Below are 14,895 nucleotides of genomic sequence, written 5' to 3'. Positions count from 1 at the left end.
GAAAGTCCCATCGGGTCGGGGAATCCGGCCGTGGGGACGCAGCCCGGGCGCTTCCTAGCGTGGTGCCGTCAGCATCCGCCCCCTGCCAGGAGCACCCGTGGACCCGACCGACATCGCGCGATGGCAGTTCGCCATCACGACCGTCTACCACTTCCTGTTCGTCCCGATCACGATCGGACTCTCGGCGATCATCGCCGGCTACGAGATCACCTGGTTGCGCACCCGGGACGAGCGCTGGCTGCGGCTGACGAAGTTCTTCGGGAAGCTCTTCCTGATCAACTTCGCCATCGGCGTGGTGACCGGCATCGTGCAGGAGTTCCAGTTCGGGATGAACTGGAGCGACTACTCGCGCTTCGTCGGCGACGTGTTCGGCGCGCCCCTCGCGATCGAGGGGCTGCTGGCGTTCTTCCTGGAGTCGACCTTCCTCGGCCTGTGGATCTTCGGCTGGGACCGGCTGAACCCGAGGCTGCACGCGGCCTGCATGGTCCTGGTGCACGTCGGGACCCTGTTCTCGGCGTATTTCATCCTCGCGGCGAACTCGTGGATGCAGCACCCCGTCGGCTACGCCTTCAACCCCGACACGGGACGGGCCGAGATGAACGACTTCGCCGCCGTCCTCCTCAACAAGGTCCAGCTGGTGACGTTCCCGCACGTGGTGCTGTCGGCCTACATGACCGGCGCGGCCTTCGTGGTGGGCATCGCGCTGTGGCACCTGCGCCGGGCCCGGACCGAGGAGGACCGGGCGCTCTACCGCCCCGCGGTGCGCACCGGCGCCTGGATCGTGCTGGTCGCGGCGCTCGGTGTCGCCGTCAGCGGCGATGTGCAGGGCAAGATCATGACCGAGGTCCAGCCGATGAAGATGGCCGCGGCCGAGGGCCTCTACGAGACCGAGGCACCCGCCGACTTCTCCGTCTTCCAGCTCGGGACCCTCGACGGCGAGCACGAGACCTTCTCGATCAAGGTCCCCGGCCTGCTGTCCTTCCTCGCGACGGGGACACCGGGAGGCGAGGTCGAGGGGATCAACGACCTGCGTGAGAAGTACCGGGAGACCTATGGCGCCGACCCGGGCGCGGCGTACTACTCCCCCGGCGACTACACACCGGTGATCCCGGTGACCTACTGGTCGTTCCGGCTGATGATGGGCCTGGGCATGGCCGGCGCCGCGATCGCGGCCTGGATCCTCTGGGCCACCCGGCGGGGCCGCGCCCCTGCCGGGCGGGCCGTGCTCGCCGCGGCGATCGCGCTGCCCTTCCTGCCGCTGTTCGCGAACTCCTTCGGCTGGATCTTCACCGAGCTGGGCCGCCAGCCCTGGGCGGTCTTCGGCCTGATGACGACCGAGCACTCGGTCTCCCCCGGGCTCACGACCGGCGAGGCCTGGACCTCCCTCATCGCGCTGATGGCGGTCTACGGCGTGCTGGCCGTGGTGGAGGTGCGTCTGCTCCTCACCTGGATCCGCAAGGGCGCGGAGGAGCTGCCGCCCGACCTACCGGCCGATGCGGACCGCCCCGGCGAGGACCGCCCCCTCGCCTTCGCCTACTGAGACCTGAGGACCACGCCATGGAGCTCACCACCGTCTGGTTCGTCCTGATCGCCGTCCTGTGGATCGGCTACTTCACCCTCGAGGGATTCGACTTCGGCGTCGGCATGCTGCTGCCGGTCCTGGGCCGCGACGACACCGAGCGGCGCGTCATGATCAACACCATCGGACCCGTGTGGGACGGCAACGAGGTGTGGCTGCTGGTCGCCGGCGGCGCGACCTTCGCCGCGTTCCCGGAGTGGTACGCCACGCTGTTCAGCGGGTTCTACCTCCCGCTGCTGCTGATCCTGCTGGCGCTGATCGTCCGCGGTCTGGCGTTCGAGTACCGCGCCAAGCGCGACGACCTGCGCTGGAAGGGGCGCTGGGACCTGGCCATCATCGTGGGTTCGTTCGTGCCGTCGCTGCTGTGGGGAGTGACGTTCGCGAACATCCTGCGCGGGGTGCCGATCGACGCCGATCTGGAGTACGCCGGCGGCTTCGTCAACCTGCTGAACCCCTACGCGCTGCTCGGCGGCCTGACCACGCTGTCGCTGTTCCTCACCCACGGGGCGCTGTTCCTGGCGCTCAAGACCGACGGGGAGATCCGGCACCGGGCCCGGCGCCTGGCCGTCCCGCTGGTCGGCGTGACCGCGCTCCTGGCGGTCGCCTTCCTCGTCTGGACGCAGCAGCAGACGGGCACGGTCGGCTCCGCGGTCGCCTTCGTGGTGGCGGCGCTGGCCCTGGTCGGCGCGGGTCTGGGGGCCCGCGCCGGCCGGGAGGGCTGGGCCTTCCTCGGCACCTTCCTCGCGATCGGGATCGCGGTCGCCGGGCTCTTCCTCGCGCTCTTCCCCGACGTGATGCCGACGACCCTCGCCGACGGGGCCGGCCTGACGACGACCAACGCCGCCGCGACGGCGTACACGCTGAAGATCATGACGGTCACCGCGGTCGTGTTCACCCCGCTGGTACTGGCCTACCAGGGCTGGACGTACTGGGTGTTCCGCAAGCGGATCGCGACCCACCACATCCCGCCCGCCCCCGCGGCGACGGAGCCCGTGGGCGCCCGATGAGGCCGTCGGACCCGCGCCTGCGCGCGATGCTCACCCCCGCGCGCGCCGGCCTGGCCGGCGTCGTCGCCGCGGGCGTGCTCGGCGGCATCGTCGTGATCGCCCAGGCCTGGGTGGTGACCGGGCTGGTCGTCGCGGTGCTCCGCGACGAGGAGCCGACCGGGTGGGCGCTCGGCGTCGTCGGCGTCCTGACGCTGCGCGCGCTCACCGGCGCCGCCGCCGACCTGTGCGCGGCCCGGGCGGCCGCCGCGGTCAGCACGGCGCTGCGCCGCCGCCTGGTCCGTGCGTACGTCGAGCGGCCCGGCCTCGCCCGGGACCCGGGCGGGGCGGCGGTGCTGGCCACCCGCGGCGTCGCGGCCGCCGAGCCCTATGTCACCCGGTACCTGCCGGCACTCGTCGTCGCGGCCGTGCTCCCACCGCTGACCGTGCTCGTGATCGCCACCCAGGACCTGCTGAGCGCCGTGATCGTGCTCGCCACCCTGCCGCTGGTGCCGGTCTTCGGGGCGCTGGTCGGCCTGGCGACGCGGGACCGCGCCGAGGAGCAGTGGCGCGCGATGGCCTCGCTGTCGGGACACTTCCTCGACGTCGTCCGCGGCCTGCCGACCCTGGTCGCGCACCGTCGCGCCCGGGCACAGTCGGGGCGGATCGCGGAGGTCACCGACCGCTACCGCCGGGCCTCGCTGCGCACCCTGCGGATCGCATTCGCCTCCTCCGCGGTGCTCGAGCTGGTCGCGACGCTGTCGGTCGCGCTGGTCGCGGTCACGATCGGCGTCCGGCTGGCGTCGGGATCGGTCGGGCTGGAGACCGCGCTCGTCATCCTGCTGCTCGCGCCGGAGGCGTACTGGCCGCTGCGGCGGGTCGGCGCGGAGTTCCACGCCGCCGCGGAGGGCGCGGCGACCTTCACCGAGGCGCACGACCTGCTCGCTGGCGGCGCGAGCGTGATCGTCGACGCCGCAGCCCCCGCGGGCGCGCCGCTGGTGCTCGACGGCATCACGGTGACCTACCCCGGTCGGACCGTCCCCGCCGTGGCCGACGCCTCCGCACTCGTCCCCGCCCGCGGGATCACCGCGCTCGTCGGCCCGTCCGGCTGCGGGAAGTCGACCCTGCTCGCGGCCGTCGCCGGTCTGCTGCCGGTCACGGCCGGCACCGTGACCGCCGGCGGGGTCGCCGTGGGCGGTCCCTCCTGGCAGGCGCAGGTCGCCTGGCTGCCGCAGCAGCCGCGGTTCGTCGCCGGCAGCATCGCCGCCAACCTCCGCCTGGCGCGCCCGGACGCCGGCGAGGCCGCTCTGTGGGCGGTGCTGCGCGAGGTCGCCCTCGAGGAGCGGGTCCGCGACCTCCCGCTGGGCCTGGACACGGCGCTGGGCGAGGACGGCACCACGCTGTCGGCCGGCGAGCGCGCCCGGCTCGCACTGGCCCGGGTGGTGCTCGCGGACCGTCCATGGGTCCTGCTCGACGAGCCGACCGCCCATCTCGACGACCTGACCGAGCAGGTCATCGCCGACACCATCGTCGCCCTGGGCCGGCGCAGCGGCGTCCTCGTCGTCGCGCACCGGCCGCGACTGGTCGGGCTGGCCGAGCACCGGATCGTGCTGGCCGCGCCCGCGCCCCGGCCGGCTGCGGAGCCCGGCCCCTCGACCCCGGCCAGGTCCTCGACCGTCGCCGTCCCCCCGCGCTCGGCCGTCGTCCCGGCAGTCGTCCCGGCCGTCGTCCCGGCCGGGCACGAGCGCCGGATGCTCGCCGGTGCCGCGGTGGTCGGCGCGCTGGCCTCCGCGTCCGGGGTGGCGCTCACCGCGACGGCCGGCTGGCTGATCGTCCAGGCGTCGACCCGCCCGCCCGTGCTCACGCTGCTCGTCGCGATCGTCGGCGTCCGTGCCTTCGGCCTGGCCCGGCCAGCGCTGCGCTACGTCGAGCGGCTGCGCGCCCACGACGCCGCCCTGCGGATGCTCGCCCGCCGCCGGGTCGAGGTCTACGACGCCCTGGTCCCGCTGGTGCCCGCCCGGCTCGGCCGGCGCCGTGGCGACGTCCTCAGCGCCGTCGTGGACGACGTCGACAGCGTGGTGGACCGTCAGCTGCGGGTCCGGCTGCCACTGGTCCAGCTCGGTCTGGTCGGCCTGCTGGCGACCGCGGTCGCCACGTTGCTGCACCCGGCGGCCGGGCCGGTCGTAGCCGGCACGGTCCTCGTGGGCGCGCTCGCCTTCCTCGTCGCCCGGCACGGGGCACGCACCGCCGAGCGCCGTCTGGTGGAGCTGCGCGCCGAGCTGTCGGCGTCCGTGGTCGAGGCGGTGCAGGTCGCCGACGAGCTGCGGATGTGGCAGCGCGCGGCGCCGACCGCCGACCGGGTCGCGGCGACGAGCGCCCGGATGGGCGAGGTCGCCGCGGTCGCCGCGCGCTGGCTGACCGCCGCGCGTGGCCTGGTGCTGGTCGGCAGCGGCGCCGGCGTGGCCGCCACCGCCGCGATCACCACGGGCGCCGTCACGGACGGGACCCTCTCCGGGCCGCTGATGGCCCTGCTGGTGCTGCTGCCCCTGGCCCTCGCCGACGTCGCGCTCCCCTGCGCCGACGCGGGTCAGCTCGCCGCCCGCACCGCGGCCGCCGACCAGCGGCTCCGGGCCCTGGAGCGCACGGTGCCGGCCGTTCCCGACATCCCGAGCCGAGCGAACGCGGACGGTCACGACATCGCGCTCGACCGGATGCGCGCCCGCTGGGACACCCGCGCGCCCCTGACCGCGCCGGTCTCGCTCGACCTCGGTCCGGGTGACCGGGTCGCCGTCGTGGGGCCGTCCGGCTCCGGCAAGAGCACGCTCGCCGCCGTCCTGCTGCGCTTCCTGGACCCGGCCGACGGCACCGCGCACCTCGGCGGCGCGCCCCTGGAGCATCTCGGCCCGGACGACGTGCGTCGCCGGGTCGGTCTCGTCGACGACCATCCCCACGTCTTCGCCACCACGGTGGCCGAGAACGTCCGGCTGGCCCGTCCCGAGGCCACCGACGCCGAGGTCGCGACCGCACTGCGCCGGGCGCACCTCGGGGCCTGGCTCGACGCGCTGCCCGATGGGCTCGGCACCTGGATCGGAGCGGGGCATGCGGACGTGTCGGGCGGCGAGCGGGCCCGGATCGGCGTCGCCCGGTCACTGCTGGCCGACCAGCCGGTCCTCGTGCTCGACGAGCCGACCGCCCACCTCGACCACGGGACCGCCGCGGCGCTGGCGCGCGAGGTCCTCGGCGGAGGCCGGGAGCGGGCGGTGCTGTGGATCACCCATGGCGCCGCGGGCCTGGACCTGGTGGACCACACCGTCCGGCTGGAGCCGGGGGCCGAAGGTCCCGCCACCTCCGGGGCCTCGGCCCGTGTCGTCGGCGGCCCGGTCCAGGAAGGCTGGACCCATGACCACGACTGACACCGGCGGGCATCCCGTCGCCGCCACCAGCATCGTCGTCGCCACCGACGGCTCCGACGACGCCGACCGGGCCGTCCGCTGGGCCGCCGAGCAGGCCTTCCTCGAGCGGCGACCGCTGACCGTCGTGACCGCTATCGGCATCCCCGGCGTGCCGGCGGTCGCCTGGAGCGGCGTGGGGGCCGCCTACGCCTACGACCCCGAGCAGCTGCAGGAGAGCGGTCGCGCCATCACCAGCGCGGCGGTCGAGCTCGCCCGACAGCTCCACCCCGACCTCGAGGTCACGAGCGCGGTGCTGCTCGGAGATCCCCGCCACGTGCTCGTCGAGCTCTCCCGGGAGGTCTACCTCATCGTGGTCGGATCCCGCGGGCGGGGCGTGTTCCGCAGCAAGCTCCTGGGCTCGGTCAGCGCGGCGGTCAGCCGCGACGCCGGCTGCCCGGTCGTCGTCTGCCGGCCCCGACCCGAGGAGAGCACGGACGCCGGCATCCTGGTCGGCGCCGACGGCACGCCCGAGTCGCTGCCCGTCATCGAGTTCGCGTTCCGGCAGGCCGCCCTGATGGACCTGCCCCTCACGGTCGTCCACGCCGTCTGGGACGAGGTCGGCGCCGTGCACGGACCGACGCCGGTCTCCCCGCGAGAGGCGGGCCTGGACGAGTACCGCGTCCTCCTCGGAGAGAGCGTCGCCGGGATCTCGTCGAAGTTCTCCGAGGTCCGCGTCGAGCTCCAGCTCGCGCGCGGCATGGCCGAGGACTGCCTGACCGACACCAGTGCGACCTGGGACCTCATCGTCGTCGGGCGGCACCCAGTCGACTCACTGCTCCGTCTGGTCACCGGTGCGGTCGCCACGTCGGTCGTGGAGCGGTCCCGGACCACCGTCGCCGTCGTACCGCAGGCCGACCCGCCTGCCGAGATCTGAGGAGGACCCCATGAACACCATCCGACCGGGCAGCATCGTGGTCGCTGCCGACGGCTCCAAGCACGCCGCCCGCGCCCTGGACTGGGCCGCGCGACAGGCCGCCCTCGAGGCGCGCCCGCTGGTCGTCGTCACCGCCGAGGAGGGCGACGCGCAACGGATCAACGACGCGGCGCTCCGCCAGGCCGAGGAGCTCGCCCCAGGGGTCGACGTGGTCGGCCTGACCTTCCCCGGCGACCCGCGCGGCGTCCTGGTCGACCTCTCCCGCGACGCCCACCTGATGGTGCTCGGCTCCCGGGGCCGCGGCACGGTCCGCACCATGCTGCTCGGCTCGGTGAGCACCGCGGTCAGCCGGCTCGCCGCCTGCCCCGTCGTCGTGTGCCGGCCACAGGCCGAGGAGCAGCGGGGCAAGGGCGTGATCGTCGGCATCGACGGCACCGCATCCTCGCTCCCCGTCCTCGACTTCGCCTTCGCCCAGGCGTCGCTGCGCGGCCAGGGCATCACCGTCGTCCACGTCGTGTGGGACGTCGTGGCCGCCGTCGCCGGACTCCGCAACGTGCGGGTCGACGACCTCGACCTGGGTCCCGAGGACGAGGCGCACCTCCTCCTCGCCGAGTCCGTCGCCGGATTCGGCGAGAAGTACCCCGACGTGCGGGTCACCCTCCGCGTCACGCACGGACTGGTGGACGACGTGCTCGGCAGCCGCACCGCGGCCTGGGACCTGGTCGTCGTCGGTCGGCATCCCCTCGACACCGTCGGACGCCTGGTCACCGGGTCGATCGCCACCGCCGTCGTCGAACGGGCCCGCACCACCGTCGCCGTCGTGCCGGAGCCGTCCGACCGCGGCTGATCAGCACCACGCCCGCCGACCACCCGGGGTGAGGTCCCGGTCGCGCAGCACGATGCCGAGCCGGGCGCCGTAGACCGCGCAGGCCCGCCGGAAGTCCCGGGCGCGGTATTCGACGACCAGCACCCGGTCGCCGTACGACGCGACGTAGCGACCACACTCGTCGTAGCGACCGCACTCCTCGGCGACGGCGAAGTCGAAGCCGAGGGAGCGCCCGTCCAGGTCCGCCCAGTTCTTCTGGGCGATCGCCAGGCCGGCGGCGTGGGCCCGGGCGATCAGCAGCCGGGCATACCTCTTCGCGTGGCCGGGCCGGAGCAGGCCGTGGCTGCGGGAGAAGGAGTCCAGGTTGTCGATCTCGACGGCGTCGTACCCGGCCTGGGCGCAGCCGTCGAGCCAACGGCCCACGATCCGGGCCAGGCGCTCGCGCTTGGCTCCGGTGCGGATGTCGAGCAGCCACTCGCCCCAGGCGTCGTCGACCACCGGGCGGCCACCGTCGCGCAGGACCAGCCCGGGATGCCGGCGCCACCGCCGCCGCTCGTCCGGCTGGGTCTGGAAGCCGTTGACGTAGCAGACGTTGTAGCGCCCCGGCTCCGGCGCCGCCCGCCGGTCCCGGACGACGATGCCGACGGTCGCGGCGGGCGGGACCGCGCCACCGAGCTGGTAGTCGAGGTCCACCCCACCCGGAGGCGGAGTCACCGGCGGGGCCGCCGGCATCGACCCGAGTGCGAGCGCGAGACCGACCAGGAGCGCCGGCAGCATCAGTGGATGAGCTCGCGCCAGTTCAGCGGCACCCGGCCCCGCGGGCCGGGCGCCGGCTGGTCGTCAGGATGACTGGTCGGCCCCGCGAGCTCCGGGCCGGACCCGTAGTCCTGCGCGGCGTAGTCCCAGAACCAGTCCTCACCCGGCTCGAACGACTGGACGACAGGGTGTCCGCTCGCCCGGAAGTGCGCGCTGGCGTGCTGGGCGGGCGAGCTGTCACAGCAGCCCACGTGCCCGCACGCGGCGCACCGCCGCAGGTGCACCCACCAGCCGTCCGCCGCAGCGCAGTCGGCACAGCCAGGCCCGCTGGGTGGGACATCGGTCGCGATCGCGGGGATCTCCTCAGCCATGTCCCGACCCTAGGAACCGGATCAGGGGATGTACAGCGTCGCCTTCACCGGGTTGTGATCGGAGGCCATCGGGGTGGCGTAGCGACCACCCGCGAGCACCGCGATGTTCTCCCACCGCGGCACCGTGATGCCCGGCGAGACGAAGATTCGGTCGACGTGGGTCGGCCAGGTCGACGAGCGCGGCGGGTTGGTCTCGAAGCCGTGCGCCGAGTTGAGGTACGGGTAGGTCAGCTGCGCGGCGATGTCGACGGCGTCGGCGAAGCCGGCCGACTCCATCACCAGGCGCGGGGTGTCGGTCTGGCCGCGGCGGTCCAGGCCGCGGTGGGAGTTGTAGTCGCCCAGCAGCACGGTCGGCACGCCCGGGAACGCGGACGCGACCCGGTCGACGACGTACCTGGTCTCCTGCTGCCGCAGGCCGTCCGCGCCGCCCTTGCCGTCACGGAGGTGCACCGCGCCGACCGCGACCTGCTTGCCGGTGGCCCGGTGCTGGATCAGCGCCTGGCAGAAGCCGTGATCACGGTCGCCGAACATGGTGAACCGGGTGCCCTTGCTGTTCTGCTTCTTGCCGACGACGGCGTACTCGCTGGTGCGCACGTAGGCGGTCTGGCTGAACAGCTTGCGCTTCCTGCTCTTCTGCGTCTGGCAGGCGAGCGCGTAGCCGCGCTTCTTCATGACCTTGCCGATCCAGCGCTTCTTCTTGCCGTACTTGTGGGCGAGGTGACCCTCGACGAACACCATGATGTCGGCATTGACGCGGCCGATGTCCGCGACGACCTTCTTCTGGCGCTTCTTCCACTTCCAGCCCTTGTTGCAGTTCTTCTTGGCACCGCACGCGACGTTGAAGGTGGCCACCGTCGTCGACAGCGCGGTCGGCACCACGGCGCGCGAGGCCGGGGGCGTCACCTTGCAGGAGCGTGCGCCGCCGTTGCCATGGCCCCTGCCGTCGCCGTTGACGACGACTGCGAAGCAGTAGGTGGTGTTCGGGGTCAGCTGCCGGATGTCGGCGTGGTTCCTGGCGAGCCCGCCCAGGGTGACGCGCTGCGGGTCCTCGCCCGGGTAGGTGTCCGGTCCCGCCTTGGAGATCCAGACGTCGTACGACGAGGCGCCGGGCACCGGGTCCCAGTCGAGGTTGACGGTGACGGCACCGCCGACCACCTGCTGGCCGGAGACCCAGGGGGCGTCGGGGGTGGCCGCGGCGCGCGCCGGCGAGGCGGAGGCGAGGGCGGCCAGCCCGAGCGCGAGGGCCGTGAGGAGCACGAGGGCATGACGACGTAGGGGGGTTGTCGAGCTGGGAGCCATAGATCTACCTTCTCGTGAAGTGGCACCAAATGTGGAGCGATCGGGGAATTCCGGCCTTGCCCTGCTTTTCGGCACGCGCGTCACCAAGGTGAGGGCTGGTAGTCCTTGACGAAGCAGCCGTACAGGTCCTCGCCGGCCTCGCCGCGCACGATCGGGTCGTAGACCCGCGCCGCGCCGTCGACCAGGTCGAGGGGTGCGTGCCAGCCCTCGGCGGCGATCCGCAGCTTCTCGTGGTGCGGGCGCTCGTCGGTGATCCAGCCGGTGTCGACGGCCGTCATCAGGATCTTGTCGGTCTCGAACATCTCGCCCGACGACGTGCGGGTCATCATGTTGAGTGCCGCCTTGGCCATGTTGGTGTGCGGATGCCCGGCGCCCTTGTAGCGACGGGAGAACTGGCCCTCCATCGCCGAGACGTTGACGATGTACGCGCGGCGGGCACCGTTGCGCACGGCCGCACGCAGCGCCGGACGCAGCCGGGAGTTGATCAGGAAGGGCGCGATCGAGTTGCAGAACTGCACCTCGAGCAGCTCCAGCGGGTCGACCTCGTCGAGCACCTGGGTCCAGGAGTTGTTGTCCTGGATGTCGGGGATCAACCCGCCCGCGTCGACGGCCGTGCCGGCGAGATGGGCCTCCAGCGAGGCACTGCCGGCCTTGAGCGCCAGTGCGGTGAGGGACGCGGCGTTGTGCGTGGCGAGGGCCGACTCGACCGACTCGCCCTCGTGGTGGGCGACCGCCGTCGACGACAGGGCTCCGGCGATGGCGGCCGGATGCGCCTCGGAGATCCGGTCGAAGGTGACCATCTCCGGCAGTGCCTCCACGCCGAGGGACTCCGCGCTCGGCAACGCGGCGCTCTCGCCGTCGATGAGGTGGGAGTAGGCCCCCGGGAGGCGGCGTACCGTCTGGCAGGCGTTGTTGATGATGATGTCGAGCGGGCCGTCGGCCGCGACGTCGTCGGTCAGCGAGATGACCTGGGTGGGGTCGCGCAGGTCGATCCCGACCACCTTGAGCCGGTGCAGCCAGTCGGCGGAGTCCTCCATCGCGGCGAACCGCCGCACGGCGTCCTTGGGGAAGCGCGTGGTGATCGTGGTGTGCGCGCCGTCGCGGAGCAGCCGCAGCGCGATGTACATGCCGATCTTGGCGCGGCCGCCCGTGAGCAGCGCCCGCTTGCCGGTGAGGTCCGTGCGCTGGTCGCGCTTGGCATGGCTCATCGCGGCGCAGCGGGGGCACAGCCAGTGGTAGAACGCGTCGACGAGGGTGAAGTCCTCCTTGCAGATGTAGCACCCGCGCGGCGTGATCAGCTCACCCGCGAACGCGCCCTGCGCCGTGGAGACCAGCGGGATCCCGGCCGTCTCGTCGTCGATGCGCAGGGCCGAACCGGTCGCCGTGCGCTCGATGATCTCCTGGTCGTGGCGCTGCCGTTCCATCCGGATCTCGGCGCGCCGGGCCCGCTTGATCATCTTGTACATGTACGACGCCGCGCGCTTCACCGTGCGGATGTCGTCGTGGTCCGGGGGCAGCTGCGGCAGCTGGCCGAGGACCTTGAGCGTGATCGCGAGCTCGTCGGGGTCGATCCCGCTCAGCTGTTCGGAGGGATCGACGAAGTACGGGCTGGGCACCGGCGCATCGTACGTGCGGTGCCACCCAAGTCACGGATCCAGGCTAGGCTCGGCGTCGCACAACTGAACATCGCGCCGTTCGAACCCCAGCGGGAGAGCCCCCGTCCCACGAGGACGAGGCGCCGAAGGAGCAAATCTCCCCAAGAATCTCTCAGGCACCCTGACCGCTGGGACGAGGCGAACTCTGGAAAGTCGGGCCGGATCCACCGGCCCGCACCCACGGTGCAAGCCGTCCGATCGGGCGGTGAAGCTCTCAGGTAGCGATGACAGAGCGGGGAGGCAACCCAGCCACGAGCCGGCGTACGCCGTGCTCTCCACGAGGAAGCCTCCCGATGACCACTCCTTCAGGGACCCCGCGGCTCACCCCGCTGCACGACGTCCATGCCGCCCTCGGCGCGTCCTTCACCGACTTCGCGGGCTGGCAGATGCCGGTCCGCTACGGCTCGGAGACCGCGGAGCACCGCGCGGTCCGCACCCGGGCCGGCCTCTTCGACCTGACCCACATGGGCGAGATCGAGCTGACCGGTCCCGGCGCCGGCGCGGCGCTCGACCACGCGCTGGTGAGCCGGCCCTCCGCGATCGGCGTCGGCCGCGCGCGCTACTCGATGATCTGCGCCGAGGACGGCGGGATCATCGACGACCTCGTCGTCTACCGGCTGGCCGAGGAGCACTACCTGGTCGTCGCCAACGCGAGCAATGTCGCCGTCGTGGCACCCGAGCTCGCCGCCCGCGCCGCGGGGTACGACGTCGAGGTCCGCGACACGTCGACCGACTGGGCGCTGCTCGCGGTGCAGGGCCCGGCCTCGGCCGCCATCGTCGCCGGCCTGACCGAGCTCGACGTCCCGTCGCTGCGGTACTACGCCATCGATGCCGGCGTCCTCGCCGGGATCGACGTGCTGCTCGCCCGCACCGGCTACACCGGCGAGGACGGCTTCGAGGTCTACTGCCGGCCGGGGGACGCCGCCACGGTCTGGGCGGCGCTGACCGACGCCGGCGCGGAGCGCGGGCTGGTCCCGGCCGGCCTCGCCTGCCGCGACACGCTGCGCCTGGAGGCCGGGATGCCGCTCTACGGCCACGAGCTGGACCGGGAGACCACGCCCTTCGAGGCGAACCTGGGGCGGGTCGTCGTCCTCGACAAGCCGGAGGGCTTCGTCGGCGACACCGCGCTGGCCCGACGCAAGGAGGAGGGCCCGCAGCGGGTGCTCGTCGGTCTCGTCGCCGAGGGCCGCCGCTCGCCGCGGGCCGGCTACCCGGTGCACGACCCGGCCACCGGCGCCGAGGTCGGCGTCGTCACCAGCGGCGCGCCCTCCCCCACGCTGGAGCGGCCGATCGCGATGGCCTACGTCCCGCCCGCACTCGCCGCGCCGGGGACCCGCCTCGCCGTCTCGCTGCGCGGCACCCTCGAGGCCGCCGAGGTCGTCGAGCTCCCGTTCTACGCCCGCACCCGCTGACCCACCGACCCCACCTCCAGGAGACACCATGAGCAACCCCACGCACCTCCAGTACACGGCCGAGCACGAGTGGATCGCCGTCGACGCCGCGACCAGCGACCTCGCCCGGGTCGGCGTCACCGCGTACGCCGCCGATGCCCTCGGCGACGTCGTCTACGTCGACCTTCCCCAGGTCGGCACCGGCGTCACCGCAGGCGAGACCTGCGGCGAGCTGGAGTCGACCAAGTCGGTCAGCGACCTCTACGCCCCCGTCAGCGGCGAGATCGTCGAGGTCAACGCGGCCGTCGACGCCGACCCCGGCCTGATCAACAGCGACCCGTTCGGCGAGGGCTGGCTGTTCGTCGTCAAGGTCGCCGACAGCCCCGCGCTGCTCGACGCCGCCGCCTACGAAGCCCTCCTGGAGGCCTGAGGTGGCCGGCATGCTGGACCGGTCGCTGGCGAGCTTCGACCCCGACGTCCACACCGCGATCGCCGCCGAGCTGGCCCGCCAGCAGGGCACCCTGGAGCTGATCGCGTCGGAGAACTTCGCCCCCGTCGCGGTGATGGAGGCGCAGGGCTCCGTCCTCACCAACAAGTACGCCGAGGGCTACCCCGGCCGCCGCTACTACGGCGGCTGCGAGCACGTCGACCTCGTCGAGCAGCTCGCCATCGACCGGGTGACGGAGTTGTTCGGCGCCGAGGCCGCGAACGTGCAGCCGCACTCGGGCGCACAGGCCAACGCGGCCGCGATGTTCGCCCTGCTCGACCCGGGCGACACGATCCTCGGCCTCGACCTCGCGCACGGCGGTCACCTGACCCACGGCATGCGGATCAACTTCTCCGGCCGGCTCTACGACGTGGTGGCCTACCACGTCGACGACAAGGACTTCCGGGTCGACCTGGCCGAGGTCGAGCGACTCGCCCTGGAGCACCGGCCGAAGCTGATCGTGGCCGGCTGGTCGGCGTACCCGCGCCGGCTCGACTTCGCCGCCTTCCGCCGCATCGCCGACCTCGTCGGCGCCTACCTCATGGTCGACATGGCCCACTTCGCCGGCCTGGTCGCGGCCGGTCTGCACCCGAGCCCGGTGCCCTACGCCGACATCGTCACGACGACCACCCACAAGACGCTGGGCGGTCCGCGCGGCGGCGTGATCCTGAGCCGGGCCGAGCTGGCCAAGAAGATCAACAGCGCGGTCTTCCCCGGCCAGCAGGGCGGCCCGCTGGAGCATGTCGTCGCGGCCAAGGCCGTGGCGTTCAAGATGGCCGCGTCGCCGGAGTTCAAGGAGCGTCAGGAGCGCACGCTCGAGGGCGCCCGGATCATCGCGGAACGGCTCACCCGGCCCGACGTGGTCGAGGCCGGCGTCTCCGTGCTGACCGGCGGCACCGACGTGCACCTGGTCCTCGTCGACCTGCGCCACTCGGAGCTCGACGGCCGGCAGGCCGAGGACCGGCTGCACGCGATCGGTCTCACGGTCAACCGCAACGCGGTGCCCTTCGACCCGCGGCCGCCCATGGTGACCTCGGGCCTGCGCATCGGCACACCGGCCCTCGCCACGCGCGGCTTCGGCGCGGAGGCGTTCACGGAGGTCGCCGACGTCATCGCCGAGGCGCTCGTGCCGTCGTACGACGAGAGCGTGGGCACCCGCCTCCGCGAGCGGGTCGCGGCCCTCGCCGCAGCGCATCCGCTCTACCCGGGGTTGTCGTGACCC

At 73.2% G+C, this 14,895-nt stretch carries 12 protein-coding genes and 1 riboswitch; of the genes, 8 read left to right on the top strand and 4 right to left on the bottom strand.

The window, feature by feature from the left end:
• The first annotated feature begins 97 nt into the window (after positions 1 to 97).
• The 5 genes from QJ852_12025 to QJ852_12005 are packed head-to-tail and all read left to right on the top strand — an operon-like array spanning position 98 to position 7,735.
• Positions 98 to 1,540 (top strand): cytochrome ubiquinol oxidase subunit I, encoded by a 1,443-nt coding sequence (locus QJ852_12025; GenBank protein WGX99146.1) that lies wholly within the window; start codon positions 98 to 100, stop codon positions 1,538 to 1,540.
• A gap of 17 nt (positions 1,541 to 1,557) precedes the next feature.
• On the top strand, positions 1,558 to 2,586 hold the full coding sequence (cydB, locus tag QJ852_12020) for a cytochrome d ubiquinol oxidase subunit II (protein ID WGX99145.1): 1,029 nt from the start codon (positions 1,558 to 1,560) through the stop codon (positions 2,584 to 2,586).
• The gene (gene cydD / locus QJ852_12015; protein WGX99144.1) at positions 2,583 to 5,975 is read left to right on the top strand and encodes a thiol reductant ABC exporter subunit CydD; all 3,393 of its coding nucleotides are present in this window, start codon (positions 2,583 to 2,585) and stop codon (positions 5,973 to 5,975) included. Before cydB ends, cydD begins: the two co-directional genes overlap by 4 nt.
• Positions 5,962 to 6,888: a universal stress protein gene (locus tag QJ852_12010; GenBank protein WGX99143.1), complete on the top strand. Its 927-nt coding sequence runs from the start codon at positions 5,962 to 5,964 to the stop codon at positions 6,886 to 6,888. The genes cydD and QJ852_12010 overlap by 14 nt, the downstream gene beginning before the upstream one ends.
• 10 nt (positions 6,889 to 6,898) lie before the next feature.
• Entirely contained in the window at positions 6,899 to 7,735 is an 837-nt protein-coding gene (locus QJ852_12005; GenBank protein WGX99142.1) for a universal stress protein, read from the top strand.
• Here the strand turns inward: QJ852_12005 and QJ852_12000 are convergent, their stop codons facing one another.
• The 4 genes from QJ852_12000 to QJ852_11985 all read right to left on the bottom strand — a co-directional run bounded on the left by QJ852_12000 (position 7,736) and on the right by QJ852_11985 (position 11,756).
• Positions 7,736 to 8,491: an endo alpha-1,4 polygalactosaminidase gene (locus QJ852_12000; protein WGX99141.1), complete on the bottom strand. Its 756-nt coding sequence runs from the start codon at positions 8,489 to 8,491 to the stop codon at positions 7,736 to 7,738.
• Positions 8,491 to 8,841 carry a UBP-type zinc finger domain-containing protein gene (locus tag QJ852_11995; protein ID WGX99140.1) on the bottom strand — a complete coding sequence of 117 codons (351 nt, stop codon included), beginning with the start codon at positions 8,839 to 8,841 and terminating at the stop codon, positions 8,491 to 8,493. Before QJ852_11995 ends, QJ852_12000 begins: the two co-directional genes overlap by 1 nt.
• Positions 8,842 to 8,862: 21 nt before the next feature.
• Entirely contained in the window at positions 8,863 to 10,098 is a 1,236-nt protein-coding gene (locus QJ852_11990) for an endonuclease/exonuclease/phosphatase family protein (protein ID WGX99139.1), read from the bottom strand.
• A 122-nt stretch (positions 10,099 to 10,220) separates the two neighbouring features.
• Positions 10,221 to 11,756 carry an SDR family NAD(P)-dependent oxidoreductase gene (locus QJ852_11985; GenBank protein ID WGX99138.1) on the bottom strand — a complete coding sequence of 512 codons (1,536 nt, stop codon included), beginning with the start codon at positions 11,754 to 11,756 and terminating at the stop codon, positions 10,221 to 10,223.
• An 80-nt stretch (positions 11,757 to 11,836) separates the two neighbouring features.
• A riboswitch (glycine riboswitch) is annotated at positions 11,837 to 11,933 on the top strand.
• Between the two features lie 155 nt (positions 11,934 to 12,088).
• Here QJ852_11985 and gcvT point away from each other — a divergent pair.
• The 3 genes from gcvT to glyA are packed head-to-tail and all read left to right on the top strand — an operon-like array spanning position 12,089 to position 14,892.
• On the top strand, positions 12,089 to 13,207 hold the full coding sequence (gene gcvT, locus QJ852_11980) for a glycine cleavage system aminomethyltransferase GcvT (protein WGX99137.1): 1,119 nt from the start codon (positions 12,089 to 12,091) through the stop codon (positions 13,205 to 13,207).
• A 28-nt stretch (positions 13,208 to 13,235) separates the two neighbouring features.
• Complete coding sequence (gene gcvH, locus QJ852_11975; GenBank protein WGX99136.1) at positions 13,236 to 13,616, top strand: glycine cleavage system protein GcvH; 381 nt, start codon at positions 13,236 to 13,238, stop codon at positions 13,614 to 13,616.
• 10 nt (positions 13,617 to 13,626) lie between these two features.
• Complete coding sequence (glyA, locus tag QJ852_11970; GenBank protein ID WGX99135.1) at positions 13,627 to 14,892, top strand: serine hydroxymethyltransferase; 1,266 nt, start codon at positions 13,627 to 13,629, stop codon at positions 14,890 to 14,892.
• The last annotated feature ends 3 nt before the right edge of the window (positions 14,893 to 14,895 follow it).

It is taken from the genome of Nocardioides sp. L-11A, assembly GCA_029961745.1.
GTDB lineage: Bacteria > Actinomycetota > Actinomycetes > Propionibacteriales > Nocardioidaceae > Nocardioides.
Note: the sequence above shows the minus strand (reverse complement) of the source record. Positions and strands in the feature narration are given on the sequence as shown.